The sequence below is a fragment of the Novosphingobium sp. BL-A-41-Hi4A-0G genome (assembly GCF_055521735.1).
In genome coordinates this window covers 2,155,223-2,182,176 of the sequence record NZ_CM145501.1, presented here as the reverse complement: position 1 = coordinate 2,182,176, position 26,954 = coordinate 2,155,223, and the positions used below count along the sequence as shown (strand labels likewise).

Here is a 26,954-nt window from a genome sequence, read left to right as displayed (position 1 = left end):
CTTGGCGTTAACAATCCAAGGTCGCTTGTCCTGTGCTTCGTATCGGTACCATCCTTCTAGCGTTCGTCGCGTCGGTCTCTCCGGCTCTGGCGCAGTCGGCCGGCATCTCGATCCCCGAGCCGACTGACGGTGCATTGTTCGCCATGGGCCTTGTCGGCCTGATCGTAGGCCGCCACATCGCCAAGCGGCGGGGCTAAGGCAGTCCTTCACCACAAAGCTGTTCGTCACCCTGAACTTGTTTCAGGGTCTATTTCTCGACACACGCAGCAGCCCGATCGGCAAGATGGATCCTGAAACAAGTTCAGGATGACGGGGTGAGGGATCAGCAAAGCACCCGCCCCTTGACCACCCCCCTCCATCCGCGCCATTGCGCATCCCATGGAACACGGTGACATCCTCGCCCGGCTCGAAGCCACGATAGCCCAGCGCCGCATGGGCGATCCTTCCGCCAGTTACGTGGCGAAGCTCAACGCCAAGGGCATTGCCAAGATCGCCCAGAAGGTCGGCGAAGAGGGCACCGAAACCGTCATCGCCGCCCTCGCCGGAGACCGCAAGGAACTCGTCGGCGAAGCGGCGGACCTGCTCTTCCACCTGATGGTGCTGCTCTCGGCCAAGGACGTGCCGCTGTCCGAAGTGCTGGCAGAACTGGAGCGCCGCGAAGGCACCTCAGGGATCGCCGAGAAAGCCAGCCGGAGCAACTGACATGGCCGTTGACGCAACGCTCCCCTATGATGACCAGAATATCTTCGCGAAGATTCTGCGCGGGGAAATCCCCAACCGCACCGTCTATGAAGACGATTTCGCGCTCGCCTTCCACGACATCAATCCGCAAGCGCCCACGCATGTGCTGGTGATCCCCAAGGGCGCCTATGTGTGCTGGGACGACTTCTCGGCCAAGGCTTCCGACGCCGAAATCGCAGGCTTCGTCCGTGCCGTGGGCAAGGTCGCGCGCGATCTTGGCCTCGTCGCGCCGGGCTATCGCCTGCTCGCCAACACCGGCACCAACAGCCACCAGGAAGTGCCGCATCTGCACGTTCACCTCTTTGCCGGGCAGCCGCTCGGGCCGATGCTGGTGCGCTGAAACGGGATAAGGTGGGGGCAGGGCGTTAACCACCCCTTGCCCTGTGACTCGTCGCAAGGGTAGGGTCACACCCGAATGCTTCTGCCCCAGCCTCCCTCCGGCCTGTTCGACGGCCCGCAGCACCTCTATCCGGTCCGCGTCTATTTCGAGGACACGGACCTGTCGGGCGTAGTCTATCACGCCAACTACTTGCGCTGGTTCGAACGCGCCCGTTCCGACATGCTCCGCCTGCTCGGCATAGACCAGCGCGGCGCGCACGAAGCAGGCGAGGGGGCCTATGCCGTGGCCGAGATGGACTTGCGCTACCTGCGTCCCGCCAAACTGGACGAGGACGTGCTTGTCCGCAGCCACGTAGCCGAACTTTCGCCCGCTACCTGCCGGATCGTGCAGCGTGCGTTCAGGGACGAGACGCTTTTGTGCGAAGCGAAGGTGCGCGTTGCCTTCGTCGCTCCCAATGGCCGACCCCGCCGCCAGCCGCGCGATTGGATGGCCGCCTTCCAGACCATCACAACTGCCCCCGAAGGACAGGAAACCGCATGATTCTCCCGATGCTCGCCAACGGCGTCTCCTTCGCGCCGACTTCGCTCAACCCGGTGCAACTGTTCCTCGATGCCGATTACGTCGTGCAGGGCGTGATGGTCGGCCTCGTGCTCGCCAGCGTGTGGACCTGGACGATCATCATCGGCTTCTCGCTCAAGATCGGCAGTGTCCAGCGCGGCTGTGACAAGTATGAGCGCGAGTTCTGGGAAGCGCGCGACATCGACCAGTTCCAGAAGGACAACAAGGGCCGCGATCTGCCGTCCGCACGCCTCGTTAATGCGGCGCTGGCCGAATGGCGTCGCTCCACCTCGGGCAAGTCAATAGACCGCGAAGGCACCCGCCAGCGCCTGACCACCGCGCTCGATGGTGCCGTGGTGACCGAGACTGACGCGCTTTCAAACCGCCTCAACTTCCTCGCCACGGTTGGCTCGGTCGCGCCCTTCGTTGGCCTGTTCGGCACGGTCTGGGGTATCATGGACAGCTTCTTCAACATCGGCGCGCAGCAGAATTCCTCGCTCGCCGTCGTGGCTCCGGGCATTTCCGAGGCGCTGTTTGCCACCGCCATCGGCCTGTTCGCCGCGATCCCCGCCGTGATCGCCTACAACCGCTTCTCCCACCGCGTGAACCGTTTCGAGACGCGGCTCTATCGCTTCGCCGACCGTTTCCACGCCTCGCTCAGCCGCGAACTGGAGGTCTGAGGCATGGCAATGTCCATGGGATCGGGCGGGGGCGGTCGTGGTCGCCGGGGGCGTGGCGGTCGCGCTGCGATGAGCGAGATCAACGTCACCCCGCTGGTTGACGTCATGCTCGTGCTGCTGATCATCTTCATGGTCACTGCGCCGATGCTGGCCGCAGGCGTTCCGGTCGACCTGCCCGACAGCAAGGCCGATCCGCTTGACCAGCAGCAGGACCAGATCACCGTCAGCATGGACGCACAAGGCACCGTCTTCCTCGATGACCAGCAGCTTGCCCCTGGCGAACTGACCGAGCGGCTTGCCGGGCTTCAGAAGGGGCCAAAACCCCCGCTCGTCACCCTGCGCGCCGATCGCGTGCTTGATTGGGGCCGCGTCGCTGCCGTGATGGGTGAGCTGAACGCGGCGGGCTTCAAGTCGATCTCGCTGGTCACCAACAGTTCATCCGCGCCGCAATAGGCCCGTGGAAATGCACGATCCCGTTGCCGGAGGACTGACCAGGCAGGAAGGAGCAGGGCTGGCGATAGCCGCGCTGGCCCACGCGGGCCTGCTTGCCTTCCTCATGCTCTCCCCGCCGGGCAAGACGATCAAGCCGCCGCCCGAGCGGATGGAAGTCACGTTTTCCGACGAAATCGCCGACCAGTCGATCTCGCCCGATCCGCTGGCCGAGGCCGCACCCGATGTCGCGCCCGAACTGGGCGAGCCGCAGCCCGCGCCCGTTGTGGAGCCGCAACCGCTGCCCGAGCCGCCCAAGCCTGTGCCCGCGCCGCCGCAGCCGAAACCGTTGCCTCCCAAGCCCGCTCCGAAGCCGCAGCCGCAGGCAAAGCCGGCCCCACCAAAGCCTGCCCCACCGAAGCCCGCTCCGGCCAAGCCCGCGCCTCAAAAGCCTGCGCCATCCAAGGCAGCGCCCGCAAAGCCCGCCGACACCAGCCCTCGGCGTCGTCCCGACGCGCCCTCCGGTGCCAGCCGCATCGGTTCGGACTTCCTATCCGGCATTCCCGGCTCGTCCAAACCCGGCACCGCCAAGACCCCTCCCGCCGCCGCTGTGGGGCCTGAGGTCAAGGCCTCGCTCGCCAGCGCGGTCGCGCGTCAGGTCAAGGCGCACTGGGTCGGTCCTCAGGGTGTCGATATCGACAAGCTGGTCACCGTTCTTGCGTGGGATCTAAATCCCGATGGCAGCCTCGCCGGTCGCCCGCGCGTGGTCAGCCAGACCGGGATCACGCCCGCCAACGAGGCACAGGCCAAACGTCACGCCGAACTCGCGATCCGCGCCGTGCAGCTTGCCGCGCCGTTCGATCTTCCGTCCGAATATTACAGCAACTGGAAGCGCATTTCTGCGTTCCGGTTCGACAAGAGGCTGTCCCAATGAAACTTCGTGATCTTCTCCTGTTCGGCACGCTGCTGACGGTTCCGGCGATGGTCGTGGCGCAGCAGGCCAGCGTCCCATCCTCGACCGCTTCGCAGGCACCTGCCGAGGACGAAGGCCTGACCGGCTCGGTCACCGACGAGAGCGAGTGGCAGGACCTCGGCATCGCGATCCCGGCATTCCCCACCAACGCCTCGGTCGCCACGGCGGCAGAGGGCGGCAACACCGAAGCGCTCGGCCGCAACGTCGCCCGCGTGGTGTTCAACGATCTGCGCAACAATGGCCTGTTCAAGCCAGTCGGCCCCGACCAGCTCCCCGAAGTCGCCTTCCCGCAAGTCGCCGCCCCTACGTTCGACACCTGGCGCGGACGCTCGGCTGAAATGCTGGTGCAGGGCTTCGTCAAGGCGAACGACGATGGCCGCCTGACCGTCGGCTGCTACCTCTATGACGTCGCGCTGGGCAGCGAACTTGCGCGGCAGGGCTATGTCGTAAAGCCCGAGGAATGGCGCCGCGCCGCGCACAAGTGCGCCGACATGGTCTATTCGCGCCTTTCCGGCGAAAGCCCGTTCTTCGACAGCAAGATCGCCTATATCGCCGAGACCGGCCCGAAGGACCGCCGCCGCAAGCAGCTGGCGATCATGGACTCCGATGGCGCCAACCACCGCTTCATCACCAACGGTCAGGCCACGGCCCTGACGCCGCGCTACTCGCCCGATTACAGCAAGATCGTCTATCTCAGCTACCTGAACGGCGCCCCGCGCATCTACGTCTATAACATCGGCACCGGCCAGCAGACGCTGGTCACCTCCAGCACCAACCCCACTTTCGCCCCGCGCTGGTCGCCCGACGGCAAGTCGATCCTCTATTCGATGGCGATCGCGGGCAATACCGACATCTACCGCGTGCCCGCCACCGGCGGGGCCTCCACCCGCCTCACCGACAGCCCCGGCATCGACGTCGGCGGCTCCTACTCCCCCGATGGCAGCAAGATCGTGTTCGAAAGCGACCGGTCGGGTGGTCAGCAGATCTATGTGATGAACGCCGATGGGTCGGACCAGAAGCGCATCAGCTTCTTCGGTGGCCGCGCCGCCACGCCCGAATGGTCGCCGCGCGGGGACCAGATCGCGTTCACCCACATCGGCGGTAACTTCCGCATCGCCGTGACCGATCCCTACGGCAAGGGCATGCGCTTCCTCACCGATTCCTGGCAGGACGAGGCGCCCACCTGGTCGCCCAACGGCCGCATCGTCCAGTTCTTCCGGACCGAGCGCGGCAGCGGCAAGACCGGCATCTGGCAAGTTGACCTGACCGGCCGCAACGAGCGGAAACTCAACACCCCCGTCGATGGTTCCGACCCTGCATGGGGCCCGGTCCTGCCGTGATTGATTGCGCCAGGCACCCTAGCCAAAAAGGTTAACGGGCACCCTTGTCATTCTGTCGCTGAAACTGCACGATACGTCGCCATCTCTCCCATCCCTCCCACAGGAGAATGCCCATGAACCGTTCTTTCCTGCTTGTCGGCCTGGCCGCCGCCACGCTCACGCTCGGCGCTTGCGCATCTAAGCCCAAGCAGCTCCCGCCCGAACCCGGCACCACCACGACCACCACCCAGGCCCCGCCGCAGATGCAGCAGCCGACCGGCCCGGTGCCCGGCAGCCAGGCCGATTTCATCGCCTCGGTCATCTCGGACACGGTCAACTTCGATACCGACCGCTACAACATCGATGCGTCGGACCAGGGCGTCCTGCAGAGCCAGGCCTCGTGGCTCGCCCGCTATCCGGCAAAGGCGATCACGATCGAGGGCCACTGCGACGAGCGCGGCACGCGTGACTACAACATCGCGCTGGGCGAACGTCGCGCCAACGCCGCCAAGAACTATCTGGTCAGCCTCGGCGTCGATCCATCGCGCATCACCGTCGTCAGCTACGGCAAGGAACGCCCGCTTGCACTGGGCTCCGACGAGGAATCGTGGGCGAAGAACCGCCGCGCGGTCACCGTCACGGTCAACTGAGGCAAACTGCCGCAACAGCAAGGCCCGGACCCTTCAAAGGCCCGGGCCTTTTGCATTTCCGGCCGCACACCCATCTTGACCTTTCCCGCAAGGTTGGCTTGGGCTGCACCTATGGCACGCAACACACGATCGAAGGACTGGGGATTCCCCCGCTGGCGCGGCTACGGCAGTTCGTTCGATGCCGCGCCTGTCCGCCTGTGCGACCGTGCAGGGTGCGACCAGAAGGGCGATTGCCCCGCGCCCAAGTCTCCCAACAACCCGGATCGCTGGTATTTCTGCCAGCAACACGCCGCCGAATACAATCAGGGCTGGAACTACTTCGAAGGACTCGACAAGGAAGAAGCCGCCCAGCGCGAGGCCGAGGAGCGCGGCGAAGCCTCAGGCTATCGTCAGGCCGCTTGGGCCGAATGGGGCGGATCGGGCGATGGCACCCGCAGCCGCGACGAACTGCGCGCGCTTGAAGTGCTCGGCCTCGATCCCGATGCCGATTTCGATGCGGTGAAAAAGGCATGGCGCAACAAGGCCAAGGAAGTCCATCCTGACGTGCGGCCCGGCGACAAGGCCGCGGCCGAGCAGTTCCAGAAGCTGCAGGTTTCCTACGAAGTGCTGCGCGCGGCCGAAGATCGCCGGGAATGGAAGGGGTGATCGTGGGGCAGATCGGACGGTTTACACCGGATCAGGCAGAAGTTGCAGCCCAAGCCCTGACCCGCGATGGCGTGGTCGTGTTCGACCGCATCTTCGATCCAGCTCTGGTCGTCAGCGTCGCCATTGAACTGCGACGCATCGTTCCGGGCGCCTATGACAGGTCGGCAACCCTGCCCGAGGATTTCCTCAGCGTCGGCGAACAGCGCATCAACGGCCTCGTCCCCATTGCCGGGCCGCTGTCCGGCGTGATCGACATGCTGGTCAGCCCGGCGCTCCAGACCTTGTTCAACGAAGCGCTCGGGGAGGACTGGGTCTACGAATCGTTTGGTGTCATCAGTTCGTTCCCGGGCGCAACGCTGCAGCACTTGCACGCGGACGACGATCACCTGTTCGAAGGCACCGAATTTGCAGGCAAGCTCCCCGCCTATGCCCTCACGATCTCGATCCCGCTGGTAGAGGTCAACGCAATCAACGGCGGTACCGAGTTCCTGCTCGGCAGCCATCGCTTCGAATCGCGCAGCAGCTATCCGGGCGAGCCGACAACCAGCCCGCTCTCGCCCGGTGACTGCATGATCTGGGATTTCATGATCCGTCACCGCGGACAGGCCAACACCAGCGATGCGCCCCGACCGATGCTCTACATCACGGCGTGCCGCTCGTTCTGGACGGACTCGACGAACTTCCTCGCCAACGCCCGCAAGCTCGTGATCGAGCGCAAGCTGGTCAAGGCCTTGCCCAAGGAGCAGCGCAAGCGGTTCGTGCGGTTCAAGCCGCTACCCGGCCTGCGCACCGGCCTTGCCAGTATCAGCCGCGCGGTGCGGTGGTATGCGCCAGCACTTCATCAAGGATTGATGAAACACGTGCTGCGTCAGGGAAACCCTCGCTGACCCATTGATCCTCGACCCGCCGCAGCGTCCGGGCCACCTCCGGCCCGGCGTTCACGCCGCGCGCCACGATCTCGCCGCCCTTCAGCGGAAAAGTGGGGACGGTCCAGCCGTCCAGCGCTGCAATGCTCTGCCCGGTCAGCAACAAGCGGTCGCGCGCCTCCTCGATGCCGATGCGATAGGCGAGCGCTCGGGCATCCGGCAAAGCTCTGCCACGATCAGCTACCACAGCCAGTCGCTTGCGCTGCGCCACCGACAGCCGCAGCCGCGCCGCCACCTGTTCGGCAAGCGGGGGATCGGCAGGAAGCAGAGCAGCCAGCCGTCGCAGGGCTGGACCGTTTGCACCCTCGCGACCCTCAATCCCAATCAACGCGTCAAGCGCCTGCAACCCTTGCTCTGTCGCTTCGGGCAGAACCTGCGCCAGCACGCCAAGTTCGGCCATGCGCCGCATTGTCGGCGCAGGGTCCGGCAGGCCAAGCAGGTTCATCAGTTCCCAGCCCACACGCTCGCGCGAAAGCCCCTTCATTCCCGCAGCCAGTTCCGCAACGGCCGCTTCGGCTTCGGCATCGGCAGGCGTCGAACCGAAACGGGCCTGAAAGCGGAAGTAGCGCAGGATGCGCAGGTAGTCCTCGCGGATGCGCTCGCGGGCATCGCCGATGAAGCGCACGTGTCGCCCTGCCAGATCGGCAAGCCCACCATGGTAGTCGAACACTTCCTGCGTGCGCGGATCGGCATAGAGCGCATTGATCGTGAAATCGCGCCGCGCGGCGTCATCGCGCCATTCGGTCGAGAACGCGACCGTGGCATGGCGGCCATCGGTCGAGACATCGCGGCGCAAGGTGGTGATCTCCACCGTCCCGCCTGCAAGAACCGCCGTCACCGTGCCGTGGGCGATCCCCGTCGGCACCGCCTTGATCCCGGCGGCGACAAGGCGCGCGGTTGTCTCCTCGGGCACGAGCGTCGTCGCCATGTCGATGTCCTTGGGCGATATGCCCAGCATCGTGTCGCGCACCACGCCGCCCACCCAGCGGCAGTTGCCTGTCGCTTGCGGGTCAAGCGCGGCAACCAGCGCCGCAAGATCGTCGCGCGCAGTCCACGCGGCGGCAGGCAGGCGCTCAGTCATGCCACGCCATCCGCTTGGCCAGATTGGAGATGATCGCCGCCGTCACGCCCCATATGCGATGCTCGTTCCACAGGATCTCGATGTAGCGCCCCGTGCGCCCCCTGAACTCGGCCTCTTGCCAGACATGCCGCGCGGTATCGAGCAGGAAACCCAGCGGCGGCTCGAACCATCCGGCAACTTCCGCCGGATTGGGCTGGAGCGGCAGGTCTGGCGGAACCATCGCCAGCACCGGCGTGATGTCATAGCCGGTGCCGGTGCGGAAACGGTCGGTCGTGCCGATCACCGTCACGTCCTCGGGCCGGATGCCCAGTTCCTCGTAGGCCTCGCGCAGGGCCGCCTCGACCGGCGTTTCGCCGGGATCGAGCTTGCCGCCGGGAAACGCGGCCTGACCCGGATGGGCGCGCATGTGCGATGGCCGATGCGTCACCAGCACACCGGGACCGTCAGGATGGCCGACACGGTCCGTCACCGCGATCAGCACGGCGGCGGGCCGAAGCCCATGTTCGGGCAGGGGGCGCCAGTCCTCGTAGAGGTCCTGCAAGGGCTGGCGATGGCCCTCTTCGTACAGCGCGGTCAACCGCTCGAGCAGGCTCATGCGTCCGGCACCAGCACGAACCGCTCGCCCATGCTTTCGACCGCCAGTTCCTCGCCGCCTGCTGCCAAGGCATGGTCGATCAGCTGGCCATAAGTGCTGCGGTTCAGCCGCGCTTCGGTTCCGTGACGCACGGCAAGGTAGAACGCCGGCACCTCGGCAGTACCGCCCACGCGCAAGGGATGGTCCGGCCCGCAGACGACCAGGTCATCGCTGTTGAGCCGGAAGGCGAGGGCAGGGCGGTCTGTCTCGTCCAGCTTGACCTGCATATCGGTCGCGATGAAGGCCGCGTCCTCAACCTCGATGGACAGCTTCTGGAATGGCGTCACCAGCCAGTGCTGCCCGGCATCGTCGCGCATCAGCAGCGAAGAGAAGGCCCGGACCATCGCCGGACGCCGTATTTCGCCGCCCTGATGGAACCAGCGTCCGTCAGCGGCAATGCGCATCTCGCTGTCGCCTATTTCTTGCGGACTCCACTGGTCCAGCGGCGGAATCTTGCGCGCGGCAACCTGCTCGGCCAGTTGGCCAAGGCTCAGCGATGCAAGTTCGGGCGGCGGAACATAGGGCATCAGCCGCCGATGCCAGATCGGATCAGCGCCGCCAAGGCCCCAACATGCCCTCTTGCGGCAGGACGGCGGGATTTGCCGTGCGGCACAGCAGGCGGTGCTGCTCGTATGGCCCCGGCAAGGTCCAGCCGCCCGTGTGGGCATTGCTGAAGCCAAAGAACCGCTCGTAGTATTCCGGATCGCCGATCAGCACCTGCGGCAGCGGCGCGCGCGGGTCGATCGCGGTAAGCGCAGCCGTCATCAGCGCCTTGCCGAAGCCTTCGCCCTGCAGGTGCGGCAGGACCGCCACCGGCCCGACCATGATCATCGGGTGCATCCGCCCGCTCGCATCGGTCAGCCCCACCGGCCAGCACTGGATCGTGCCCGCCAGCATGTCCGAATCGTCGAGGGCTGCGAAGGAAAGGTTGCCCAGCGCCTCCATGCCCTCGCGCACCTTGTATGCGGTTCGATTGTGCCGCTCCGGCTCGAACGCGGCATCGAGCAACTGCTCGACCAGCGCAGGTTCGACATCGGCAAGGGGAATGATCTTGGACAACGGCAGGGCCTTCAAAACTCCGGGCACCCCGGGCAGGAAGCGCGCCGATAGCCTCGCTGTGGCAATGCTGCAAGTTTGGTGGAACAGCGGGCCCGCCAAGCGGTTCTGAAGGTGCAGAAACTGCAATCATTCCAACGGGAAAATCACTTTAGCTGTTGCTCATATAGGCGTAGGGCGACGCCCGAGGCGCCGCAAGAGACGCCTGGTCCCGAAAGGGGAGCTAGAATGTTCGCAGGGCTTGATCCGCAAGGAACCGCGCTGGTTCTGGCGCGAATGCAGTTCGCCTTCACGGTGAGCTTTCACTTCATTTTCCCCGCCTTCTCCATCGGGCTTGCCAGCTATCTGGCGGTGCTCGAAGCGCTCTGGCTGAAGACCGGCAAGCCGCTCTACCTCGACCTGTTCCGCTACTGGCTTAAGATCTTCTCGGTCGCCTTCGCCATGGGCGTCGTCTCGGGTCTGGTCATGTCCTACCAGTTCGGCACCAACTGGTCGGTCTTTTCCGACAAGGTCGGCGGGGTGATCGGCCCGCTGATGGCCTACGAGGTGCTGACCGCCTTCTTCCTCGAGGCCGGATTCCTCGGCGTCATGCTGTTCGGCATGAACCGCGTCGGCCGCCGCCTGCACTTTGCCGCCACCCTGATGGTCGCGATCGGCACATTCATCTCGGCCTTCTGGATTCTCTCGGTCAACTCGTGGATGCAGACGCCCACCGGCTTCGAGATGAGCCCGGACGGCCGCTTCCTGCCCGGCCCGAGCTGGGCCGCAATCATCTTCAACCCGAGCTTCCCCTACCGCCTCGTCCACACCGTCATCGCCGCATATCTGACGACTGCCTTCGTCGTCGGCGCGGTGGGCGCGTGGCACCTGCTCAAGGACCGCGCCAACCTCCACGCGCGCAAGATGTTCTCGATGGCGATGTGGATGGCCGCGCTCGTCGCCCCGGTGCAGATATTCGTGGGCGACATGCACGGACTCAACACGCTGGAGCATCAGCCCGCCAAGGTCATGGCGATGGAGGGCCACTACCAGTCCCACCGCGATGGCGCGCCGCTCTACCTGTTCGGCATCCCTGACGACAAGAACCAGAAGCTGGACTACGCCATAGCCATCCCCAAGGCTTCCAGCCTCATCCTCAAGCACGATCCCGACGCCCCGCTCGCAGGTCTCGACACCATCGCACCCGACAAGCGCCCGCCGGTGTGGATCGTGTTCTGGTCGTTCCGGATCATGGTCGGCCTCGGGTTCCTCATGCTCGGCATCGGCCTGTGGAGCCTCATCGCCCGCATGCGAAAGCGCCTCTACGACTGGCCGCTGCTCCACCGCCTTGCCGTGCTCATGGGGCCCTCGGGCTTCGTCGCGGTCATCGCCGGTTGGGTGACGACCGAAGTCGGCCGCCAGCCCTGGACGGTCTACGGCCTGCTCAGCACGGCAGACTCGGTCAGCCCCATCGCGGCCCCTGCCGTCGCCACCTCGCTCGCCGCCTTCGTCGTCGTCTACTTCGCAGTCTTCGGCATCGGCACCTGGTACATCCTCCACCTGATGAAGGACGCCCCGCACCCGCACGAAGCAGGCCCCGAGCAGGACGAGCGCGCACCGATCCGCTCCGCCGGCATCACCCCCGCCCAGCAGCAGGAAGGAGCCGCGTCATGATCGACCTCACCGTAATCTGGGCGCTGATCATCGCCTTCGCCGTGCTGATGTACGTGGTGATGGACGGCTTCGACCTCGGCATCGGCATCCTCTTCCCGGCATTCCAGCCGGGTGAGGAGCGCGATCAGGCGATGAACGCCATCGCCCCGGTCTGGGACGGCAATGAGACCTGGCTGGTGCTAGGCGGCGGCGGGTTGCTCGCCGCGTTCCCGCTCGCCTACGCCGTGATCCTACCCGCCACATATCCCCTGATCATCGCCATGATGCTCGGCCTTGTCTTCCGCGGCGTTGCCTTCGAGTTCCGCTGGCGCGATCCGAGGCACCGCGCCTTCTGGGACATGGCGTTCTTCGCAGGCTCTCTCGTTGCCGCTCTGGCGCAGGGCATTACCCTCGGCGCGCTGCTGCAGGGCATCCATGTCGAGGGCCGCGCCTATGTCGGAGGCTGGCTCGACTGGCTCTCGCCCTACTCCCTCCTGACCGGCGCGGGCGTCGTCGCCGGATACGCGCTGCTCGGCGCCTGCTGGCTGGCGATCAAGGTGGAAGGCCGCGCCGAGGACAAGGCCTTCGCCTTCGCCCGCATCGCCGCATGGGCGACGCTGGCGCTGATGGCCGCCGTCAGCCTCGCCACGCCGTTCCTTGCCGGACAGTACTTCCAGCGCTGGTTCACCGAACCGATGGTGTTCTGGCTCGCCCCCGTCCCGCTTGTCACGCTGGCGCTCGCCATGGCGCTCCTGCGTTCGCTCCAGCAGCGCTATGCGGTGCGACCATTCCTCTATACCCTGGGCCTGTTCCTGCTCGGCATGATCGGCCTTGGCGTTTCGATGTGGCCGTGGGTCGTACCCCAGAGCATCTCCATCTGGGACGCCGCCGCGCCAGAGCGGTCACAGGTGTTCATGCTCATAGGCGTAGGCCTGATCATGCCCTTGATCCTCGCCTACACCGGCTGGGCCTACTGGGTCTTCCGGGGGAAGGTGGGCACCCATGGCTATCATTGACCCCCGCCTCGATGGCGCGGACCGGGCCGAGGCCAGGCCCCTATGGCAGCGCCTCGGCTGGATGGCCGCGATCTGGCTTGGCAGCGTCTTGACCCTCGGCGCGGTCGCCACAGTCATCCGCTACTGGCTCAACTCTCCGCAAAGCTGAACGGCTCGGCCCCGCGCCGGTAGTCATCGGGCAGAATCTCGCGTCCGATCGGAGGCTCGGCCCGCGCGGTACACTGCGCGCGGTGGCACAGGCGGCAGGTCACGCCGATGGGCGTCGCCGCCACAGCCTTGGGGTCCGCGCCCGCCGCATAGACCAGCCGCGGCGCATGTTCGGCGGCGCAGGCCAGCGCAATCGCCCGGGTCCACCGCGGCCGCCCGAACCCGCCACCGCCCGAGGTAACCGTCCGCGCCAGCGAGAAGAACCGCTGCCCGTCCGGCAGTTCCAGCCACTGCGTCACGATCTCCCCCGGTGTGCGGAAGCATTCGTGCACCGACCACAGCGGACACCCCCCGCCATGCGCCGCGAACGGAAAGCCAGCCCCGTCCAGCCGTTTCGACACGTTCCCCGCCGTGTCCACGCGGATGAAGAAGAACGGCACGCGCTCCTGACCCGGACGGTTGAGCGTCGTCAGCCGGTGCGCCACCTGCTCGAAACTCGCCCCGAATTGCCCCGATAGCGCCTCGATGTCGTACCGCCGCGCATCCACCGCCCGCGCGAACCGGTCGTAGGGCATAACCAGAGCCGCCGCGGCATACCCTGCCAGCGCGCGCCGCACCAGTTGCGCCGCCGTCTCGCTGGCAAAGCTCTCACCCCGGATCACGCCCGCAATCTCGCCGCGCAGCGCGGTATAGGCAATGTGCTGCATCAGCTGCCACGCCCGCCCCGAAGGCGAAAGCGTATCGTCGATCAGCAACTGCTCGTTATGCCGGTCATAACGCCGCACCGCATCCATCATCACGTCGGGCGGCAGGAAGCGCACGCGCACCCCGCGCAGCCTCAACCACTCCGCCGCACCGCCGGCCTTGGCAATCTCGTCAGCCAGTTCCTCAGCCTTCGAATCGATTCCCGGAAAGTAATTGCGCCGCGCTGCCACAAAGCGCCGCGCCTCGCCCACAGGATCGCTGGCACCGCTGCCGGGCGAGGCGCTGCGCTGTTCGGCCAGGGCCTGCTGCTCGCGCTGCCATGCGCCGTAAAGCCGCAACAGTGCCTCGGTCACCCCCGGAAAGCTCGCCGCCACGTCGGACACTTCGAGCGTCGGCAGGTCGATGTCGGTAAAGATCGGATCGCGCAGCGCATCGGTCAGCCGCCGCGCGTAATCGTCACGCTCGTCGCTGGCGAGGTCGGCCATGTCGAGCTTGTAGGCCCGCGCCAGCCGCAACAGCAGGTCCGCCGTCAGCGGTCGCTGGTTGCGCTCGATCAGCGCGATGTAGCTCGGCGAAATGCCCAGTTCGTCGGCCATCGCCTGCTGCGTCAGCCCCAGTTCGCGGCGGATGCGCTTGAGGCGTGGCCCCAGATAGAGCGGTCTTGTCGACATCTTACAGGTCTCTTGTAGCGACTGCACAACTTTACAAGCATATCCTGTAAAGTTTGACAACATCACTTCGCGCGCCATTCCGCATCCGTGATTCGCGCGTTACCCCGATCTCACAGAGACGCACACCACGTGAGGGAACACGGGAAATGACCTACCACAGCAAGATCGTCGAAGCCGGCAAGGCCATTGCGCCTTTCGCCCAGACCTGGGATGGCATCGAGCCCGAGAACGTGGCCCGCATGCGCCTGCAGAACCGCTTTCACACCGGACTCGACATCGCGCGCTACACCGCCAAGATCATGCGCCGTGACATGGCCGCCTACGACGCTGACCCTGCGAACTACACCCAGTCGCTCGGCTGCTGGCACGGGTTCATCGGTCAGCAGAAGATGATCTCCATCAAGAAGCACTTCGGCACGACCAAGGGCCGCTACCTTTATCTTTCGGGCTGGATGGTTGCCGCGCTGCGCAGCGAATTCGGTCCGCTGCCCGACCAGTCGATGCACGAGAAGACCAGCGTTTCGGACCTGATCGAGGAACTCTACACCTTCCTCAAGCAGGCTGACGCTCGCGAACTGGGCATGCTGTTCCGCGATCTCGACGAAGCCAAGAAGGCTGGCGATGCGGTCAACACCCACCGCCTGCTCCACAAGATCGACGAGTTCGAAACCCACGTCGTGCCGATCATCGCTGACATCGACGCGGGCTTCGGCAATGCCGAGGCAACCTACCTGCTCGCCAAGAAGTTCATCGAAGCAGGTGCCTGCTGCATCCAGATCGAGAACCAGGTCTCGGACGAAAAGCAGTGCGGCCACCAGGACGGCAAGGTCACCGTGCCGCATGAGGACTTCCTCGCGAAGATCCGCGCGGTCCGCTACGCCTTCATGGAACTCGGCGTCGATGATGGCGTGATCGTCGCCCGCACTGACTCGCTGGGCGCTGGCCTGACCAAGCAGATCGCCTACACCCGCGAGGCAGGCGATCTGGGCGACCAGTACAACAGCTTCCTCGATTGCGAGGAAGTCGATCCCGCCAACCTCGGCCACGGCGACGTGCTCATCGCCCGCGATGGCAAGCTGATGCGCCCCAAGCGCCTGCCTTCGAACCTCTACCAGTTCCGCGCCGGAACCGGCGAGGACCGCTGCGTGCTCGATTGCATCACCTCGCTGCAGAACGGCGCGGACCTGCTGTGGATCGAAACCGAAAAGCCGCACATCGGCCAGATCGGTGGCATGGTCAGCCGCATCCGTGAAGTGATCCCGAACGCCAAGCTGGTCTACAACAACAGCCCGTCGTTCAACTGGACGCTGAACTTCCGCCAGCAGGTCTATGACGCGATGGTCGAAGCAGGCAAGGACGTCTCGGCTTATGATCGCTCGAAGCTGATGAGCGTGGACTACGATGGCACTGAACTCGGCATCGAGGCAGACGAACGTATCCGCACCTTCCAGCGCGATGCGGCGGCACAGGCTGGCATCTTCCACCACCTGATCACGCTGCCGACCTACCACACGGCTGCGCTGAGCACCGACAACCTTGCCAAGCGCTACTTCGGCCAAGAAGGCATGCTCGGCTACGTCAAGCAGGTCCAGCGCGAGGAAATCCGTCAGGGCATCGCTTGTGTGAAGCACCAGAACATGTCCGGCTCGGACATCGGTGACGATCACAAGGAATACTTTGCCGGGGAAGCCGCTCTCAAGGCAGGCGGCATCCACAACACGATGAACCAGTTCGCCGCGTAACCTGCGAACTACTGAAAGCTCCTCCCCTTCGGGGGAGGGGTTGGGGAGGGGCTTCCCCCCTCTCAAACGAAGAAATCCTCGCGGCAATCAAGCCCCGAAGATCCAGGATGGAGACCCACCATGGCTGAACCTGCACGTGCCCGCGCGGTCCTCTCGACCGAGGACTTCAAGCTGATCCGCGAAGCCGTACTGCACTATCTCAAGGCAATCGAGGACCAACCGGAATCGGTGAAGTTCTCGAACCTCTACCACCGGCTTGGCAGCGCTCTCGGCCGATAAGCGAGAGCTGCCTTCAAGGACCTTTCCTGGGGAGGAAAGTCCGGCCCGTCGCGCTCCACCATGCGCGGCGGGCCATTTTTTTGCGTCGAACCGTTCGCAGCAGAGTTTGCGACGCTTACCTTTGGCTAATCAATTGCGATTAAGCCCTGCGGCGTGACCACATCGTTTGCGCCCACACCCGACTCTGCAACGGCAAAACTGCCGATCCTTGCCGTTATCGGCTTGCGCGATCCGGTGGAGGGCGATTGGGGACGCCTTCGCGGGTTGCAGTACTCCAGTCTCGCCCGGCTTACTTTCGCACGCTTGCTCGCCCATGCCCTTTCGGCGCTGCTCGTGCTGCAGACTTATGCAACCCGCGTCCATGTCGTGTTTCTCGTCGGCTGGATGGCGTTGCTGGTTGGCGTGCTTATCTCCGGCGCCCGCTTCGATCGCTCATTGATCGATGCTGACCGGCGGCGCATCAGTCGTCAGGAAATGCACCGGCAGACGATCAGTTCGCTGGTCGTTGCTCTTGTCTGGGCCATACCGATGTTGGCCTTTGCCCCGTTCGGCGATGCTGCGCAGCGGATGACGCTCTGGACGGTTCTCGCCATGCTCATGGCGGGCATGGCCGTGACCTTTGCCGCGATGCCGATGGCCACGGTGATGTTCTCGGGCATCGTCGGCCTGTCCGGGGTCGCGGTCTTCCTGTTCTGGGGTGAATACACCGCAGCCGCCGTCGCGGTGGCTTTCGTTGCCATCGTCAGCGTCGGCGGGGTCGAGGCTGCGCGCACGTTCCTTGGCGCGCGCGTCGCCGAGGCCGGCATGGCGGAAAAGGCCGAGGTCGTCTCGCTCCTGCTGCGCGAATTCGAGGAAGGCGATGCCGACTGGCTGTGGCAGGTCGATGCCAATCGCCGTGTCCGTTCGGCCAGCCCGCGCTTCGCCTTTGCTTTGGGCGAGGACCCTGAGGATATTGACGGCAAGCCACTGATCCAGCTGATCGCAGGGGCGGCTTGGGACTCCGGTCACTTCCATTCGAGCCTGCACGACCTGGCCGAGCGCCTGAAGCGCCGCGAGAGCTTCTCCAACCTGCTTGTCCGCGTCACGCTCCACGGCAATCATCGCTGGTGGGAATTGTCGGCCTCGCCCAAGTTCGACGAGAACGGCACTTTCGTCGGCTTCCGTGGCGTCGGTTCTGACGTGACCGAGCAGCGCGAGAGCGCCGAGAAGATCGCCTACCTTGCCCGCTACGATACCCTGACCGGCCTGCCCAACCGCCTGATGCTCACCGAAGCGCTCGGCGATGCGATGGGCTATGCCGAGAAGTGGCGCTCGCGCTGCGCGTTCCTGATGATCGACCTCGACCGTTTCAAGGCGATCAACGACACCCTCGGCCACCTCGTCGGCGACCAGTTGCTGGCGCTCGTGTCCGAACGGCTCAAGCTGATCATGCGTGATGGCGAGGTCTGCGGCAGGCTCGGCGGCGACGAGTTTGCCGTGGTGATCCGCGATGCTGCCGACGGCGAGCGGATCAACGAATTGAGCGAGGCGATCATCTCGACGCTGTCGCTCCCCTACGAGATCGACCACCACACGCTCTACGTCGGCGCCAGCGTCGGCTCCGCTATCGGCCCGCGCGATGGGTCCACGGTCGAGACGCTGCTGCGCAACGCCGACCTTGCCCTCTACCGCGCCAAGGACGAGGGCGGCGGGCGGCACTGCATGTACGAGCCCTCGCTCCATGCCCACGCCGAGGAGCGGCGCAAGCTCGAGTTCTCGCTGCGCCACGCGCTTGAGCGAAACGAATTCTCGCTCATGTTCCAGCCTGTGGTCGATGCGACGACCGAGGAGGTGCTCAGCTTCGAGGCGCTGCTGCGCTGGAACAGCGTCGAGCATGGTTTCGTCAGCCCGGCCAAGTTCATCCCGCTGGCCGAGGACACCCGCCTGATCGTGCCGATCGGCGAATGGGTCCTGCGCATGGCCTGCCGCGAGGCGATGAACTGGCCCGAACACGTCAAGATCGCGGTCAACGTTTCGGGCGAGCAACTGCTCGATCCCTACTTCGCCGAGACAGTCGTCGGCGCGCTGACCTCAAGCGGCCTCTCGCCGCACCGGCTCGAGATCGAAGTGACCGAAAGCATCTTCGTGCGCGACGGGACCACCGCACAGATGACGCTCGAGAACCTGATGGGCATCGGCTGCGGCGTTGCGCTTGACGATTTCGGGACCGGATATTCGTCGCTGGGCTACCTGCGCAAGATGCGGTTCTCGACGATCAAGGTTGACCGCAGCTTCGTACAGGGCGCGGCCAAGGACAATCCCGAGAGCCTCGCCATCGTCCGCGCGGTCGTCGCCATGGCCGATGCACTGGAGATGTCGACCACTGCCGAGGGCGTGGAGACCGAGGACGAGCTGGCCTGCATCCGCCGTCTGGGGTGCAAGAAGATCCAAGGCTATTTCTTCGGTCGCCCGATGAACAATGTCGATGCGCTGGCCCTGTTCGGCCAGACCGCCTTCCGCGAGCGTGTTGCCGGTTAGGCGGCGACGAGCCCGCGCACCACGCTTTCGAACAGTGCCCGCCCGTCCGATCCGCCGTGTGCGGCTTCGATCATGCGTTCTGGGTGGGGCATCATGCCGAGCACGTTGCCACGATCACCGAGCACGCCCGCAATGCTACGCGCAGAGCCGTTGACGTTGTCTGCATAGCGGAACGCGACGCGGCCTTCGCCTTCGAGGCGGTCGAGCGTGGCGTCGTCGGCGAAGTAGTTGCCATCGTGGTGGGCGACCGGGATCGTGATCTGCTGGCCCGCGTCATAGCCTGCGGTGAACAGCGACTGGTTGTTCTCGACCGTCAGCGAGACATCGCGGCAGACGAAGCGGATGCCGGCGTTGCGCATGAGCGCGCCGGGCAGGAGGCCGGCCTCGGTCAGGACCTGGAAGCCGTTGCACACGCCGAGCACGGTCACGCCACGCTCTGCCGCGCGCACCACCGCCTGCATGACCGGCGAGCGGGCGGCCATGGCACCCGAGCGGAGGTAGTCGCCGTAGGAAAAGCCGCCGGGCAGTGCGATGAAATCGAGATTGTCGGGCAGATCGGCATCGCCGTGCCACACGCGATGGACCGTGCCGCCGCAGACCTGCTCGATCGCCACGGCCATGTCGCGGTCGCAGTTCGAGCCGGGGAAGGTGATGACGGCGGAGGTGAATGCCATGGGATCGGTTCCTGCTCAGGCGGCCTTTTCGATGCGGTAGTTCTCGATCACCATGTTGGCGAGGAGCTTCTTGCACATCTCGTCAAGCGCGGCGTCCGAGGTGGCATCGGCCACGTCGAGTTCAATGACGCGGCCCGCGCGCACATCGTTCACGCCTTCAAAGCCGAGGCCTTCGAGCGCGTGGTGGATGGCGCGGCCCTGCGGATCGAGCACGCCGTTCTTGAGGGTGACAATGACGCGGACCTTCATCGGCGGGGCCTTTCGGACACTGAAATTGGAGAATCTGGGGCGGCCTATGCAACTTGAGGGCGCGAAGAGCAAGACCGAGGGGGTTTACGGGGTTTACACTGTCCAGAGAAACTTCGTCAGGCCCCGTTCCGCCTGCAAAACCGCAAGGCCGGGAGCGCGGCGAGGCGGAAGCGGAGGCGGTGAACGGGTCATGATTCGCAGCTTAGCGATAGTTGCGTAAGTAGGAAAACGGGGAAGCGCATGGCCTTGAAAAGCGCTAGGAATCGCACGGCCACAGGACAGGCTTAAGGTCCGTGCGGTGGCAGGTTGCCGGCCATATCAAACGCACCCCACGCGCACATCGGCACCTGCCACCGCCCTTTTCGGCTCCCGCAGTTCGCTGTTTACATGACTGACGCGTCAGTTATTATCGGCCCATGCCAAGGGTTACGCCAGCAGACCGTCGCGAGCGCATTCTTGATGCGGCACGCGAGGAATTCGCCGAACGCGGATTTGCCGCCGCGCGGCTGGAAGATGTGGCCAAGCGGGTCGGGATCAGCCGTGCGGCGCTCTATCTGGCGTTCGACAGCAAGGAGGCGATGTTCCGAGCGCTCGTTTCGGAAGTAATCACCGAAGTGATGCCGACGCTGCTGCCGAGCGACTATGGCAATCTGCCTGCAGCCGCGCTGCTGCGGGCCTTTGTGAAGAACGCGATGAAGCGCATGGCCAGCCCGGACATGGCGTTTCTGCCCCGGCTGATCGTGGGTGAGGGGCGCAACTTTCCCGAGCTTGCCCGCTTCTATCACGATACCGCCATGATCTGCGTGCTGGGCGCGATCGAGCGGCTGATCGTTCACGGCATTGCGCGCGGCGAATTTGCCTGCCCCGATCCGAAGACTGCATCACGCAGCGTGGCAGGCGGGATCATCTTTGCCGCGCTGTGGCGCAACGTGTTCGAACCGGTGGGGGCTGAACCGGTCGATATCGACTGGCTGGCCGAGAACCATTCCGCGATGGTCCTCTACGGTCTGTGCAAGGAGCTACCGGCATGAAGGCATTCCCGCGGCCCGTGATTGCACTTGTAACGTTGGGCCTTGCTGGTGGGGCTTATGCGCTGTTCGGCCCCAGGAGCGAACCTGACCGGTGGCTGGGCTATGTTGAGGGCGAACCGTTGCTGATTGCCGCGCCTGTGCCGGGGACTTTGGCGACACGGCCAGTGGCGCGCGGGCAGGAAGTGATTCCGGGCACCGCGCTGTTCACGCTTGACCCGCAAAGTGCCGATGCCGAGAGCGCGCAACTGGCCGCGCAAGTAGCAGCGGCCAAGGCGCAGGCGGCCGATCTTGCGCAGGGGCGCAACCGCGCGCCGGAGCAGGCGGCGGCGCAGGCCGCGCTGGCGTCGGCAAGGGCACAGGCGGTGCGGGCAGGGGCGGACTTCGAGCGCATTGCCGCGCTGGCGGGCAAGGGCTTTGCCAGCCGGACGCAGCTTGATGCCGCGCGGGCAGCTCGCGATTCTGCCAGCGCTGCGGTGCGTCAGGCCGAGGCGGTCGTGGCAAGCGGGGGACTTTCGGCAGGACGGCCCGAGCAGCAGGCGGCGGCGCAGGCGAGCATCGGCGCTGCGCAGGCGGCGCTGAGGGTTCAGGAGCGCCGTCGTGCCGAGATTGCACCTGTTGCGACGGTCAAGGGCGTGGTCGAGCAGACCTTCTACGATCCGGGCGAATGGGTGCCCGCCAACCAGCCTGTGCTTTCCGTGCTGCCGGACGACCAGCGCAAGTTGCGCTTCTTCGTTCCGCAGGAGCGCGTGGCCGGGCTGAAAGTGGGCACGAGCGTGCGTTTCACCTGCGACGGTTGTGGCACGGGCGAACGGACTGCGAGGATCAGCTACATTTCGCCGCGCGCCGAGTTCACGCCGCCGGTGATCTATTCCGAGCGGGCGCGGGCCAAGCTGGTGTTCATGGTCGAGGCGGCCTTGCCCGTGGCGCAGCCCTTGCCGCTGGGGCTGCCGGTGGCGGTGGCGGCGGAGTGAGGGGCGGAAACACTTCACCTCCGTTCTTCATGTCGCCCCGGCGCAGGCCGGGGTCCATGTGCTCGCGGTCATGCTTGCCATTGGCGTCGTGGGCCCCGGCCTGCGCCGGGGTGACGCGGATTGGAAAGATGGCGAATGAGTGATCTGGTCATCGATGTGCGGGGGCTGACCAAGCGGTTTGGTGGGCGGACCGTGGTCGATGATGTGAACCTGCAGGTGGCGCGGGGGTCTATTTGCGGGTTTCTAGGGCCGAACGGGTCGGGCAAGACGACGACGCTGCGGATGATCTGCGGGTTGCTGATCCCCGATGCGGGGGAAGGCGAAGTGCTGGGGCTTGATCTGCGCAAGCGGCGCGGGGCGATCAAGGGGCGGGTCGGGTACATGACCCAGAAGTTCGGGCTGTTTTCCGATCTGACGATTGCTGAGAACCTTGAATTCTTCGCGCGGGTGCATGGGCTGGACCGTCGCCGTGAAAGGGTGGCGGAAGCGCTGGACGGGCTGGGACTGGCGTCGCGATCGGACCAGTTGGCGGGCAAGCTGTCGGGCGGGTGGAAGCAGCGGCTGGCGCTGGCCGCCGCCGTGCTGCATGAACCCGAGATTCTGCTGCTCGATGAGCCGACTGCAGGCGTCGATCCGCAGGCGCGGCGCGAGTTCTGGGACCAGATCCACGATCTGGCTCAGGGCGGGATGACCGTGCTGGTCTCCACCCATTACATGGATGAGGCCGAGCGCTGCCACGAGATCGCCTATATCGCCTACGGCCGGATGCTGGCGCGGGGCACGATTGCCGATGTGGTGGCTGGTTCGGGATTGAAGGCTTTGCAGGGCGAAGGCGCAGGGGCGGACCGGCTGGCGGCGCGGATCGAGGGACGGCCCGGCGTTGCCATGGCGGCGCCGTTTGGCACTGCGATCCATGTTTGCGGACCGGATCTTGCGGCGCTTCGCGCGGCAGTGGCCGAGTTTGGGGACGTCGAGTGGCGCGAGGCGCGGCCCAGCCTTGAGGACGTGTTCATCCACCTGATGCGAGGGGCCGAGGATAACTCGGTGGTGGTGGCGTGATCAGTTTCGGGCGCTTGTGTGTGGCGCTGCCCACCCCCGACCCCTCCCGCTTGCGGGAGGGGGGAAGGAAGAAGGCTCCCTCCCGCTGGCAGGGAGGGAAGAAGAAGGGGCTGCCATGCCCTCCCGCAGGCGGGAGGGCCGCGAGACTTGACGAGCCGCAGGCGAGTTTAGTCGCAGCGGGGTGGGCATGCACAAGGTCGCACCCATGAGATGGAGCGGGGCCTTGGCGCGGATTGCCGCGATGGTGTTCAAGGAGGTGCGGCAGATGCTGCGCGATTCCGGCACCGTGGGCATGATGCTGATGATGCCGATCGTGCAGCTGACGATCTTCGGCTTTGCGATCAACAACGATCCGCGCCAGTTGCCGATGGCGTTGGAGATCAACGATACTTCGCAATTCGCGCGCTCTATCGATGCCGCGCTGCGCAACACGACCTACTTTCGCGTGACGCATGTTGTTTCGGCACCCGGCGAGGGCGAGCGGCTGTTGCGGGACGGGGCGGTGCAGTTCGTGGTGACTGTGCCGGTGGATTTCGGGCGGGATCTGGTGCGGGGCGCGCGGCCGCAGCTGCTGGTGACGGCAGATGCGACCGATCCGGCCTCGACCGGCAACGCACTGGCCGCGATCCAGCAGGCGGTGGACGGGGCGCTGACGCATGACCTGATCGGGCCGCTCAGCGACCGGGCGCAGGGGCCGCCGCCGGTCGATGTGGTGATCCATCGCAGCTACAATCCGGAAGGGATCACCAGCCACAATACCGTGCCGGGGCTGCTGGCCATCGTGCTGTCGATGACGATGGTGATGCTGACGGCCCTGTCGGTGACGCGCGAGGTGGAGCAGGGGACGATGGAGAACCTGCTGGCAACGCCGCTGCGCCCGTTCGAGGTGATGGTGGGCAAGATCGTGCCTTACCTTGTGATCGGGATCGTGCAGATGGCGGTGATCCTTGCCGCCGCGCAGGTGGTGTTTCACGTGCCGTTCGAGGGTTCTGTGGGGCTGGCGCTGTTCTCTACGCTGCTGTTCATGGTGACCAGTCTGGCGCTGGGATTCATGCTTTCGACCGTGGCGACGAGCCAGTTGCAGGCGATGCAGATGAGCTTCTTCTACATGCTGCCCTCGATCCTGCTGTCGGGCTTTGCCTTTCCGTTCCGGGGCATGCCGGTCTGGGCGCAGTGGCTGGCCGAACTGCTGCCGACGACGCACTACATCCGGCTGGTGCGCGGGGTGATGCTGAAGGGCTGGACCTTTGCCGATGCGGCGGGGCAGCTTGGCGTGCTGGCGGTGATGCTGGCGGTGCTGGGGACGGTGGCAGTGCGGCGGTATCAGGATACGGTGGCTTAAGGCGCAGGCGCACCGTCTGGCAGGACGAGGATCTGCACGGCCTTGTCGGGCGAGAGATAGCGGCGCGCCATGGCTTGCAGGTCGGCGGCTGTGAGTTTTTCGAGGCGGGCGCGGGCTGATCTGGCGCGGGCGAGGCGGTCGGGCTGGGTCTGGGCGCGTTCGGCAAGGGCGCTCCAGCCGCCGTTCGTTTTCAGCATGTTGTCGATGCGTTCGAGCATGGGGGCGCGGGCGCGCTGGAGGACGTCGGCATCGACCGGGGCGGCGGTGAGGGTGCGGGCGGTCTCGGTGAGCGCGGTGCGGGTGGCGGGGACGTCGGCCAGATCGACCGAGGCGTTCATGGTGAAGGTGCCGTAGCCGGTCCAGACGCGGCTCAATGCGCTCGATGCGCCGGGGCTGTAGGCCTTGCCGAGCTTCTCGCGCACGGTATCGAGTACCTCGATCTGCGCGACTTCGGCGAGGAGTGACAGGGCCATGGCCTCTTCGGGATCGCGGTCGTCGCGGGTGGGCCAGGTCATGCGGACCACGGCCTGGTTGGCCTCGCCGGTGTGGCGGATGATCTGGAGGCCGCGCTTCGAGGTGAAGCCGCGCTGGCGTTCGGCGGCGTAGGGGCGGAAGTCGGGCTCCCGCGGTGGGAGCGCGCCGAGGGTGCGGGCGACTGCGGCGATGGCGGCGGCTTCGTCCATGTCGCCGACGATGGAGAGTTCGATGGCGCCGTTGTTCAGGCGGTCGGCGATTTTCTCGCGCAGGTTGGCGAAAGTGAGGGCGGTGTAGGCGCTTTCGCTTTGGAGGGTGAAGCGCGGGTCGTTGTCGGAGAGGATGCCGCCGATGCTGTTCGCCAGCGCGGCACCGGGGCTTGAGCGCAGGCGGGCGAAGAAGTTGGCGATGTTCTGGCGGTAGAGCACTTCGCCTTCGGGGCGGTAGCCGGGGTCGGTCAGCAGCGCGGTGATGAGCTGGAGCTGGAGGGCGAGGTCGCGCGGGGTGGTCACGGCGTCGGTGGAGAAGGTATCGCCGCCGGCGCCAAGGCCGAAAGCGACCGAGCGGCCGGCGAGCAGGGTCTGGAGGTCGTCCTCGCTATGCTTGCCAAGGCCGCCGCGGGCAAGGACGCCGGTCATCTCGGTTGCGAGGGGATCGGCCTTGGTGTCAAGCATCTCGCCGCCATCGAGATTGAGGCGCACGTCGATGCGGTCCTTCGCAAGGTCGGTGCGCTTGAGGTTGAGGCGGACGTTGTTGGCAAAGCGGATCTGGCGGATGCCGTAGAGCGGTTCGGTGACGTCGGAAACGACGGTGCCTGCCGGGCCGAAGTCGGTGTAGGCGAAGGGGATGGGGGCGGGCACTTCGCCTGCCGGGGCCTTGGCGCGGGTGGCCTTGGTCCAGGTCTTGCGGAGCGCCTCGGCGCCGCCCTTGGGCGCGGTGCGGCCCTGGAAGCGGATCAGCGGGTCCTTGAGGGGGACGGCCTCGGCCTTCAGCGCGGCCATGACCGTGGCGGGGGTGATGGTGGGGGCGAACTGGTTGAAGCGGGCGAGGCCGGATTCGGGCGTGGTCGGCACCTGATCGTCGCGGATCAGGGCAAGGGCAGCGCCGACCAGCGCGCCATGCGGGCGGGTGTCTGCCCCGGCCGCGGCGTTTTCGAGGCCGGTGCGGATGTTGGCGAGCTGCTCTTCGATCTCTGCTTGCGTGAAGCCGGTGGCGAGCGCGCGGGCATAGGCTCCGGCGGCGGCGGCGAACCCGCGCTGCCAGCCGCCGTCGGTGGTATCGACGATGAGGTTGGTGGTGCGACCGATCCTGAACACCTCGCTGGTGCCGAACCCTGCGCCGCGGAACGGCGGGTCGATGGCGCGGCTCATGCGCTGGAAGCGGCGGTTGACCACGCCATAGCCGATCTGGCGCAGCAGGTTGCGGCGGCGGTTGGCGATGGTGTCGGGCTCGTCGATCCATGGGCCGTGGCGCGAGGCGGTGACGCGCTCGGACAGCGACGGGTCGAGGTGGATGTCGACGGCGGACTTCTGTTTGGGGAGCACCTTGCCCTGATCGGGGCGCAGGGTTTCGGGCTTAGGCTGCCAGTCGGCGAAGCGGGTGCGGATGGCCTGTTCGACCGCGTCGGGCTCGAAATCGCCGACAACGATCACGGTGGTCTTGGACGGCACATATTCGCGCGCCCAGAAGGCCTTGAGCGTATCGGCGGTGGCAGCGTTGAGGGCCTCGACCGTGCCGATGGGCAGGCGCTTGGGGTAGGTCGCGGCGGGGTAGAAGAAGGCGAGCTGGTCTTCGAGGTTGGTACGGCTCCAGCCCTGCCCGTCGCGCAGTTCGGACAGGACGACGCCGCGTTCGCGGGCGACGGCTTGCGGGTCGAACTTCAGCTCGCTCGCGGTCTCGCGCATCAGCATCAGTGCGGTGTCGAGCAGCTTGGCATCGTTGCGGGGCAGGTCGAGCATGTAGAGCGTCTGCTCGAACGAGGTCTGGGCGTTGGTGTCCGCGCCGAAGGAGAGGCCGTTGCGCTCTAGCAGCCTGATCATCTCGCCTTCGGGCACGTTGGTCGAGCCGTTGAAGGCCATGTGCTCGACGAAATGGGCAAACCCGCGCTCGGCCTCGCGCTCGTCAAGCGAGCCGGTGGCGACGTCCATGCGCACCTGCGCGGTGCCTGCGGGCGTCGCGTTCCTGCGGATGATGAAGCGCATGCCGTTGGGCAGCTGCCCGTAGCGGTAGGCGGGATCGGGGGGGAGGTCGCTTTGCTGGAAAGCCCAGGTGGGTTTGGGGGTGCTGGCGATTGGCGCAGGCTGCGCGGCGCAGGCGGTGAGAGCGAGGGCAGCGGCGAGGGGAAGCAGGCGGCGCAGGATCATTACATGGGGGTGTGCCCGGTTGGGCCTGAACGCGCAATGAGGAGTTGGGG

Annotated in this window: 29 protein-coding genes; 21 read left to right on the top strand and 8 right to left on the bottom strand. The window is 65.9% G+C overall.

Features of this window, described 5'->3' with window-relative positions; all coding sequences use genetic code 11:
- Positions 1–32: 32 nt before the first annotated feature.
- The 11 genes from ACZ1JX_RS10525 (at position 33) to ACZ1JX_RS10475 (ending at position 7,222) form a co-directional block, all read left to right on the top strand.
- Entirely contained in the window at positions 33–197 is a 165-nt protein-coding gene (locus tag ACZ1JX_RS10525) for a hypothetical protein (protein WP_465123510.1), read from the top strand.
- Between the two features lie 181 nt (positions 198–378).
- Positions 379–702, top strand: a complete 324-nt coding sequence (locus tag ACZ1JX_RS10520) for a phosphoribosyl-ATP diphosphatase (protein WP_465123509.1) — start codon at positions 379–381, stop codon at positions 700–702.
- A 1-nt stretch (position 703) separates the two neighbouring features.
- Positions 704–1,081 carry a histidine triad nucleotide-binding protein gene (locus tag ACZ1JX_RS10515; protein WP_465123508.1) on the top strand — a complete coding sequence of 126 codons (378 nt, stop codon included), beginning with the start codon at positions 704–706 and terminating at the stop codon, positions 1,079–1,081.
- Positions 1,082–1,156: 75 nt separating this feature from the next.
- A complete protein-coding gene (locus ACZ1JX_RS10510; RefSeq protein ID WP_465123507.1) occupies positions 1,157–1,621 on the top strand; it encodes a YbgC/FadM family acyl-CoA thioesterase in 465 nt (154 codons plus the stop codon).
- Positions 1,618–2,319, top strand: a complete 702-nt coding sequence (tolQ, locus tag ACZ1JX_RS10505) for a protein TolQ (RefSeq protein ID WP_465123506.1) — start codon at positions 1,618–1,620, stop codon at positions 2,317–2,319. The genes ACZ1JX_RS10510 and tolQ overlap by 4 nt, the downstream gene beginning before the upstream one ends.
- 3 nt (positions 2,320–2,322) lie before the next feature.
- The gene (locus tag ACZ1JX_RS10500; protein ID WP_465123505.1) at positions 2,323–2,772 is read left to right on the top strand and encodes an ExbD/TolR family protein; all 450 of its coding nucleotides are present in this window, start codon (positions 2,323–2,325) and stop codon (positions 2,770–2,772) included.
- 10 nt (positions 2,773–2,782) lie between these two features.
- A complete protein-coding gene (locus tag ACZ1JX_RS10495) occupies positions 2,783–3,682 on the top strand; it encodes a hypothetical protein (RefSeq protein ID WP_465123504.1) in 900 nt (299 codons plus the stop codon).
- Positions 3,679–5,061, top strand: a complete 1,383-nt coding sequence (gene tolB, locus ACZ1JX_RS10490; RefSeq protein WP_465123503.1) for a Tol-Pal system beta propeller repeat protein TolB — start codon at positions 3,679–3,681, stop codon at positions 5,059–5,061. The genes ACZ1JX_RS10495 and tolB overlap by 4 nt, the downstream gene beginning before the upstream one ends.
- Before the next feature lie 107 nt (positions 5,062–5,168).
- On the top strand, positions 5,169–5,690 hold the full coding sequence (gene pal / locus ACZ1JX_RS10485) for a peptidoglycan-associated lipoprotein Pal (protein ID WP_465123502.1): 522 nt from the start codon (positions 5,169–5,171) through the stop codon (positions 5,688–5,690).
- 111 nt (positions 5,691–5,801) lie between these two features.
- Positions 5,802–6,335 (top strand): J domain-containing protein, encoded by a 534-nt coding sequence (locus tag ACZ1JX_RS10480; RefSeq protein ID WP_465123501.1) that lies wholly within the window; start codon positions 5,802–5,804, stop codon positions 6,333–6,335.
- A complete protein-coding gene (locus ACZ1JX_RS10475; RefSeq protein WP_465123500.1) occupies positions 6,323–7,222 on the top strand; it encodes a phytanoyl-CoA dioxygenase family protein in 900 nt (299 codons plus the stop codon). The genes ACZ1JX_RS10480 and ACZ1JX_RS10475 overlap by 13 nt, the downstream gene beginning before the upstream one ends.
- Here the strand turns inward: ACZ1JX_RS10475 and ACZ1JX_RS10470 are convergent.
- Genes ACZ1JX_RS10470 through ACZ1JX_RS10455 form a run of 4 tightly spaced genes read right to left on the bottom strand, consistent with a single transcriptional unit; the run spans position 7,140 to position 10,035 of the window.
- Positions 7,140–8,342 carry a CCA tRNA nucleotidyltransferase gene (locus ACZ1JX_RS10470; protein WP_465123499.1) on the bottom strand — a complete coding sequence of 401 codons (1,203 nt, stop codon included), beginning with the start codon at positions 8,340–8,342 and terminating at the stop codon, positions 7,140–7,142. The genes ACZ1JX_RS10475 and ACZ1JX_RS10470 overlap by 83 nt on opposite strands.
- Positions 8,335–8,937, bottom strand: coding sequence for a CoA pyrophosphatase (locus ACZ1JX_RS10465; protein WP_465123498.1), 603 nt, complete (start codon positions 8,935–8,937; stop codon positions 8,335–8,337). Before ACZ1JX_RS10465 ends, ACZ1JX_RS10470 begins: the two co-directional genes overlap by 8 nt.
- On the bottom strand, positions 8,934–9,503 hold the full coding sequence (locus tag ACZ1JX_RS10460; RefSeq protein WP_465123497.1) for a DUF1285 domain-containing protein: 570 nt from the start codon (positions 9,501–9,503) through the stop codon (positions 8,934–8,936). The genes ACZ1JX_RS10465 and ACZ1JX_RS10460 overlap by 4 nt, the downstream gene beginning before the upstream one ends.
- 22 nt (positions 9,504–9,525) lie before the next feature.
- Positions 9,526–10,035, bottom strand: coding sequence for a GNAT family N-acetyltransferase (locus ACZ1JX_RS10455; protein WP_465123496.1), 510 nt, complete (start codon positions 10,033–10,035; stop codon positions 9,526–9,528).
- A gap of 225 nt (positions 10,036–10,260) precedes the next feature.
- On the opposite strand from ACZ1JX_RS10455, the gene ACZ1JX_RS10450 reads away from it, so the two are divergent.
- Genes ACZ1JX_RS10450 through ACZ1JX_RS10440 form a run of 3 tightly spaced genes read left to right on the top strand, consistent with a single transcriptional unit; the run spans position 10,261 to position 12,828 of the window.
- Complete coding sequence (locus ACZ1JX_RS10450; protein ID WP_465123495.1) at positions 10,261–11,685, top strand: cytochrome ubiquinol oxidase subunit I; 1,425 nt, start codon at positions 10,261–10,263, stop codon at positions 11,683–11,685.
- Positions 11,682–12,680, top strand: a complete 999-nt coding sequence (gene cydB / locus ACZ1JX_RS10445; RefSeq protein WP_465123494.1) for a cytochrome d ubiquinol oxidase subunit II — start codon at positions 11,682–11,684, stop codon at positions 12,678–12,680. The genes ACZ1JX_RS10450 and cydB overlap by 4 nt, the downstream gene beginning before the upstream one ends.
- The gene (locus ACZ1JX_RS10440) at positions 12,667–12,828 is read left to right on the top strand and encodes a DUF2474 domain-containing protein (RefSeq protein WP_465123493.1); all 162 of its coding nucleotides are present in this window, start codon (positions 12,667–12,669) and stop codon (positions 12,826–12,828) included. Before cydB ends, ACZ1JX_RS10440 begins: the two co-directional genes overlap by 14 nt.
- Here the strand turns inward: ACZ1JX_RS10440 and ACZ1JX_RS10435 are convergent.
- Positions 12,809–14,203 (bottom strand): helix-turn-helix domain-containing protein, encoded by a 1,395-nt coding sequence (locus tag ACZ1JX_RS10435; protein WP_465123492.1) that lies wholly within the window; start codon positions 14,201–14,203, stop codon positions 12,809–12,811. The two genes, ACZ1JX_RS10440 and ACZ1JX_RS10435, sit on opposite strands and share 20 nt — an antisense overlap.
- 146 nt (positions 14,204–14,349) lie before the next feature.
- Here ACZ1JX_RS10435 and ACZ1JX_RS10430 point away from each other — a divergent pair, with 146 nt between their 5' ends.
- The 3 genes from ACZ1JX_RS10430 (at position 14,350) to ACZ1JX_RS10420 (ending at position 18,741) form a co-directional block, all read left to right on the top strand.
- On the top strand, positions 14,350–15,945 hold the full coding sequence (locus ACZ1JX_RS10430; RefSeq protein ID WP_465123491.1) for an isocitrate lyase: 1,596 nt from the start codon (positions 14,350–14,352) through the stop codon (positions 15,943–15,945).
- A gap of 120 nt (positions 15,946–16,065) precedes the next feature.
- Complete coding sequence (locus ACZ1JX_RS10425; RefSeq protein WP_011444689.1) at positions 16,066–16,224, top strand: hypothetical protein; 159 nt, start codon at positions 16,066–16,068, stop codon at positions 16,222–16,224.
- Between the two features lie 153 nt (positions 16,225–16,377).
- Entirely contained in the window at positions 16,378–18,741 is a 2,364-nt protein-coding gene (locus ACZ1JX_RS10420) for a putative bifunctional diguanylate cyclase/phosphodiesterase (RefSeq protein WP_465123490.1), read from the top strand.
- Here ACZ1JX_RS10420 and purQ read toward each other — a convergent pair.
- Together purQ and purS are read right to left on the bottom strand one after the other, a co-directional pair.
- On the bottom strand, positions 18,738–19,415 hold the full coding sequence (gene purQ, locus ACZ1JX_RS10415) for a phosphoribosylformylglycinamidine synthase subunit PurQ (RefSeq protein ID WP_465123489.1): 678 nt from the start codon (positions 19,413–19,415) through the stop codon (positions 18,738–18,740). The two genes, ACZ1JX_RS10420 and purQ, sit on opposite strands and share 4 nt — an antisense overlap.
- A gap of 15 nt (positions 19,416–19,430) precedes the next feature.
- Positions 19,431–19,664 carry a phosphoribosylformylglycinamidine synthase subunit PurS gene (gene purS / locus ACZ1JX_RS10410; protein ID WP_465123488.1) on the bottom strand — a complete coding sequence of 78 codons (234 nt, stop codon included), beginning with the start codon at positions 19,662–19,664 and terminating at the stop codon, positions 19,431–19,433.
- A gap of 416 nt (positions 19,665–20,080) precedes the next feature.
- Here purS and ACZ1JX_RS10405 point away from each other — a divergent pair, with 416 nt between their 5' ends.
- The 4 genes from ACZ1JX_RS10405 (at position 20,081) to ACZ1JX_RS10390 (ending at position 24,067) form a co-directional block, all read left to right on the top strand.
- Positions 20,081–20,695: a TetR/AcrR family transcriptional regulator gene (locus tag ACZ1JX_RS10405; RefSeq protein ID WP_465123487.1), complete on the top strand. Its 615-nt coding sequence runs from the start codon at positions 20,081–20,083 to the stop codon at positions 20,693–20,695.
- Complete coding sequence (locus tag ACZ1JX_RS10400; protein WP_465123486.1) at positions 20,692–21,666, top strand: HlyD family secretion protein; 975 nt, start codon at positions 20,692–20,694, stop codon at positions 21,664–21,666. The genes ACZ1JX_RS10405 and ACZ1JX_RS10400 overlap by 4 nt, the downstream gene beginning before the upstream one ends.
- 135 nt (positions 21,667–21,801) lie before the next feature.
- Entirely contained in the window at positions 21,802–22,725 is a 924-nt protein-coding gene (locus tag ACZ1JX_RS10395; protein WP_465123485.1) for an ABC transporter ATP-binding protein, read from the top strand.
- A 223-nt stretch (positions 22,726–22,948) separates the two neighbouring features.
- Positions 22,949–24,067 (top strand): ABC transporter permease, encoded by a 1,119-nt coding sequence (locus tag ACZ1JX_RS10390; protein ID WP_465123484.1) that lies wholly within the window; start codon positions 22,949–22,951, stop codon positions 24,065–24,067.
- On the opposite strand, the gene ACZ1JX_RS10385 is transcribed toward ACZ1JX_RS10390, so the two are convergent.
- Entirely contained in the window at positions 24,064–26,904 is a 2,841-nt protein-coding gene (locus ACZ1JX_RS10385) for a M16 family metallopeptidase (protein WP_465123483.1), read from the bottom strand. The genes ACZ1JX_RS10390 and ACZ1JX_RS10385 overlap by 4 nt on opposite strands.
- Positions 26,905–26,954 lie beyond the last annotated feature (50 nt).

Coding starts and splice junctions, on each gene's coding strand:
- ACZ1JX_RS10520 (WP_465123509.1), top strand. CDS start 379: ATGGAACACGGTGACATCCTCGCCCGGCTCGAAGCCACGATAGCCCAG.
- ACZ1JX_RS10515 (WP_465123508.1), top strand. CDS start 704: ATGGCCGTTGACGCAACGCTCCCCTATGATGACCAGAATATCTTCGCG.
- ACZ1JX_RS10510 (WP_465123507.1), top strand. CDS start 1,157: ATGCTTCTGCCCCAGCCTCCCTCCGGCCTGTTCGACGGCCCGCAGCAC.
- tolQ (WP_465123506.1), top strand. CDS start 1,618: ATGATTCTCCCGATGCTCGCCAACGGCGTCTCCTTCGCGCCGACTTCG.
- ACZ1JX_RS10500 (WP_465123505.1), top strand. CDS start 2,323: ATGGCAATGTCCATGGGATCGGGCGGGGGCGGTCGTGGTCGCCGGGGG.
- ACZ1JX_RS10495 (WP_465123504.1), top strand. CDS start 2,783: ATGCACGATCCCGTTGCCGGAGGACTGACCAGGCAGGAAGGAGCAGGG.
- tolB (WP_465123503.1), top strand. CDS start 3,679: ATGAAACTTCGTGATCTTCTCCTGTTCGGCACGCTGCTGACGGTTCCG.
- pal (WP_465123502.1), top strand. CDS start 5,169: ATGCCCATGAACCGTTCTTTCCTGCTTGTCGGCCTGGCCGCCGCCACG.
- ACZ1JX_RS10480 (WP_465123501.1), top strand. CDS start 5,802: ATGGCACGCAACACACGATCGAAGGACTGGGGATTCCCCCGCTGGCGC.
- ACZ1JX_RS10475 (WP_465123500.1), top strand. CDS start 6,323: ATGGAAGGGGTGATCGTGGGGCAGATCGGACGGTTTACACCGGATCAG.
- ACZ1JX_RS10470 (WP_465123499.1), bottom strand. CDS start 8,342: ATGACTGAGCGCCTGCCTGCCGCCGCGTGGACTGCGCGCGACGATCTT.
- ACZ1JX_RS10465 (WP_465123498.1), bottom strand. CDS start 8,937: ATGAGCCTGCTCGAGCGGTTGACCGCGCTGTACGAAGAGGGCCATCGC.
- ACZ1JX_RS10460 (WP_465123497.1), bottom strand. CDS start 9,503: ATGCCCTATGTTCCGCCGCCCGAACTTGCATCGCTGAGCCTTGGCCAA.
- ACZ1JX_RS10450 (WP_465123495.1), top strand. CDS start 10,261: ATGTTCGCAGGGCTTGATCCGCAAGGAACCGCGCTGGTTCTGGCGCGA.
- cydB (WP_465123494.1), top strand. CDS start 11,682: ATGATCGACCTCACCGTAATCTGGGCGCTGATCATCGCCTTCGCCGTG.
- ACZ1JX_RS10440 (WP_465123493.1), top strand. CDS start 12,667: ATGGCTATCATTGACCCCCGCCTCGATGGCGCGGACCGGGCCGAGGCC.
- ACZ1JX_RS10435 (WP_465123492.1), bottom strand. CDS start 14,203: ATGTCGACAAGACCGCTCTATCTGGGGCCACGCCTCAAGCGCATCCGC.
- ACZ1JX_RS10430 (WP_465123491.1), top strand. CDS start 14,350: ATGACCTACCACAGCAAGATCGTCGAAGCCGGCAAGGCCATTGCGCCT.
- ACZ1JX_RS10425 (WP_011444689.1), top strand. CDS start 16,066: ATGGCTGAACCTGCACGTGCCCGCGCGGTCCTCTCGACCGAGGACTTC.
- purQ (WP_465123489.1), bottom strand. CDS start 19,415: ATGGCATTCACCTCCGCCGTCATCACCTTCCCCGGCTCGAACTGCGAC.
- purS (WP_465123488.1), bottom strand. CDS start 19,664: ATGAAGGTCCGCGTCATTGTCACCCTCAAGAACGGCGTGCTCGATCCG.
- ACZ1JX_RS10405 (WP_465123487.1), top strand. CDS start 20,081: ATGCCAAGGGTTACGCCAGCAGACCGTCGCGAGCGCATTCTTGATGCG.
- ACZ1JX_RS10400 (WP_465123486.1), top strand. CDS start 20,692: ATGAAGGCATTCCCGCGGCCCGTGATTGCACTTGTAACGTTGGGCCTT.
- ACZ1JX_RS10395 (WP_465123485.1), top strand. CDS start 21,802: ATGAGTGATCTGGTCATCGATGTGCGGGGGCTGACCAAGCGGTTTGGT.
- ACZ1JX_RS10385 (WP_465123483.1), bottom strand. CDS start 26,904: ATGATCCTGCGCCGCCTGCTTCCCCTCGCCGCTGCCCTCGCTCTCACC.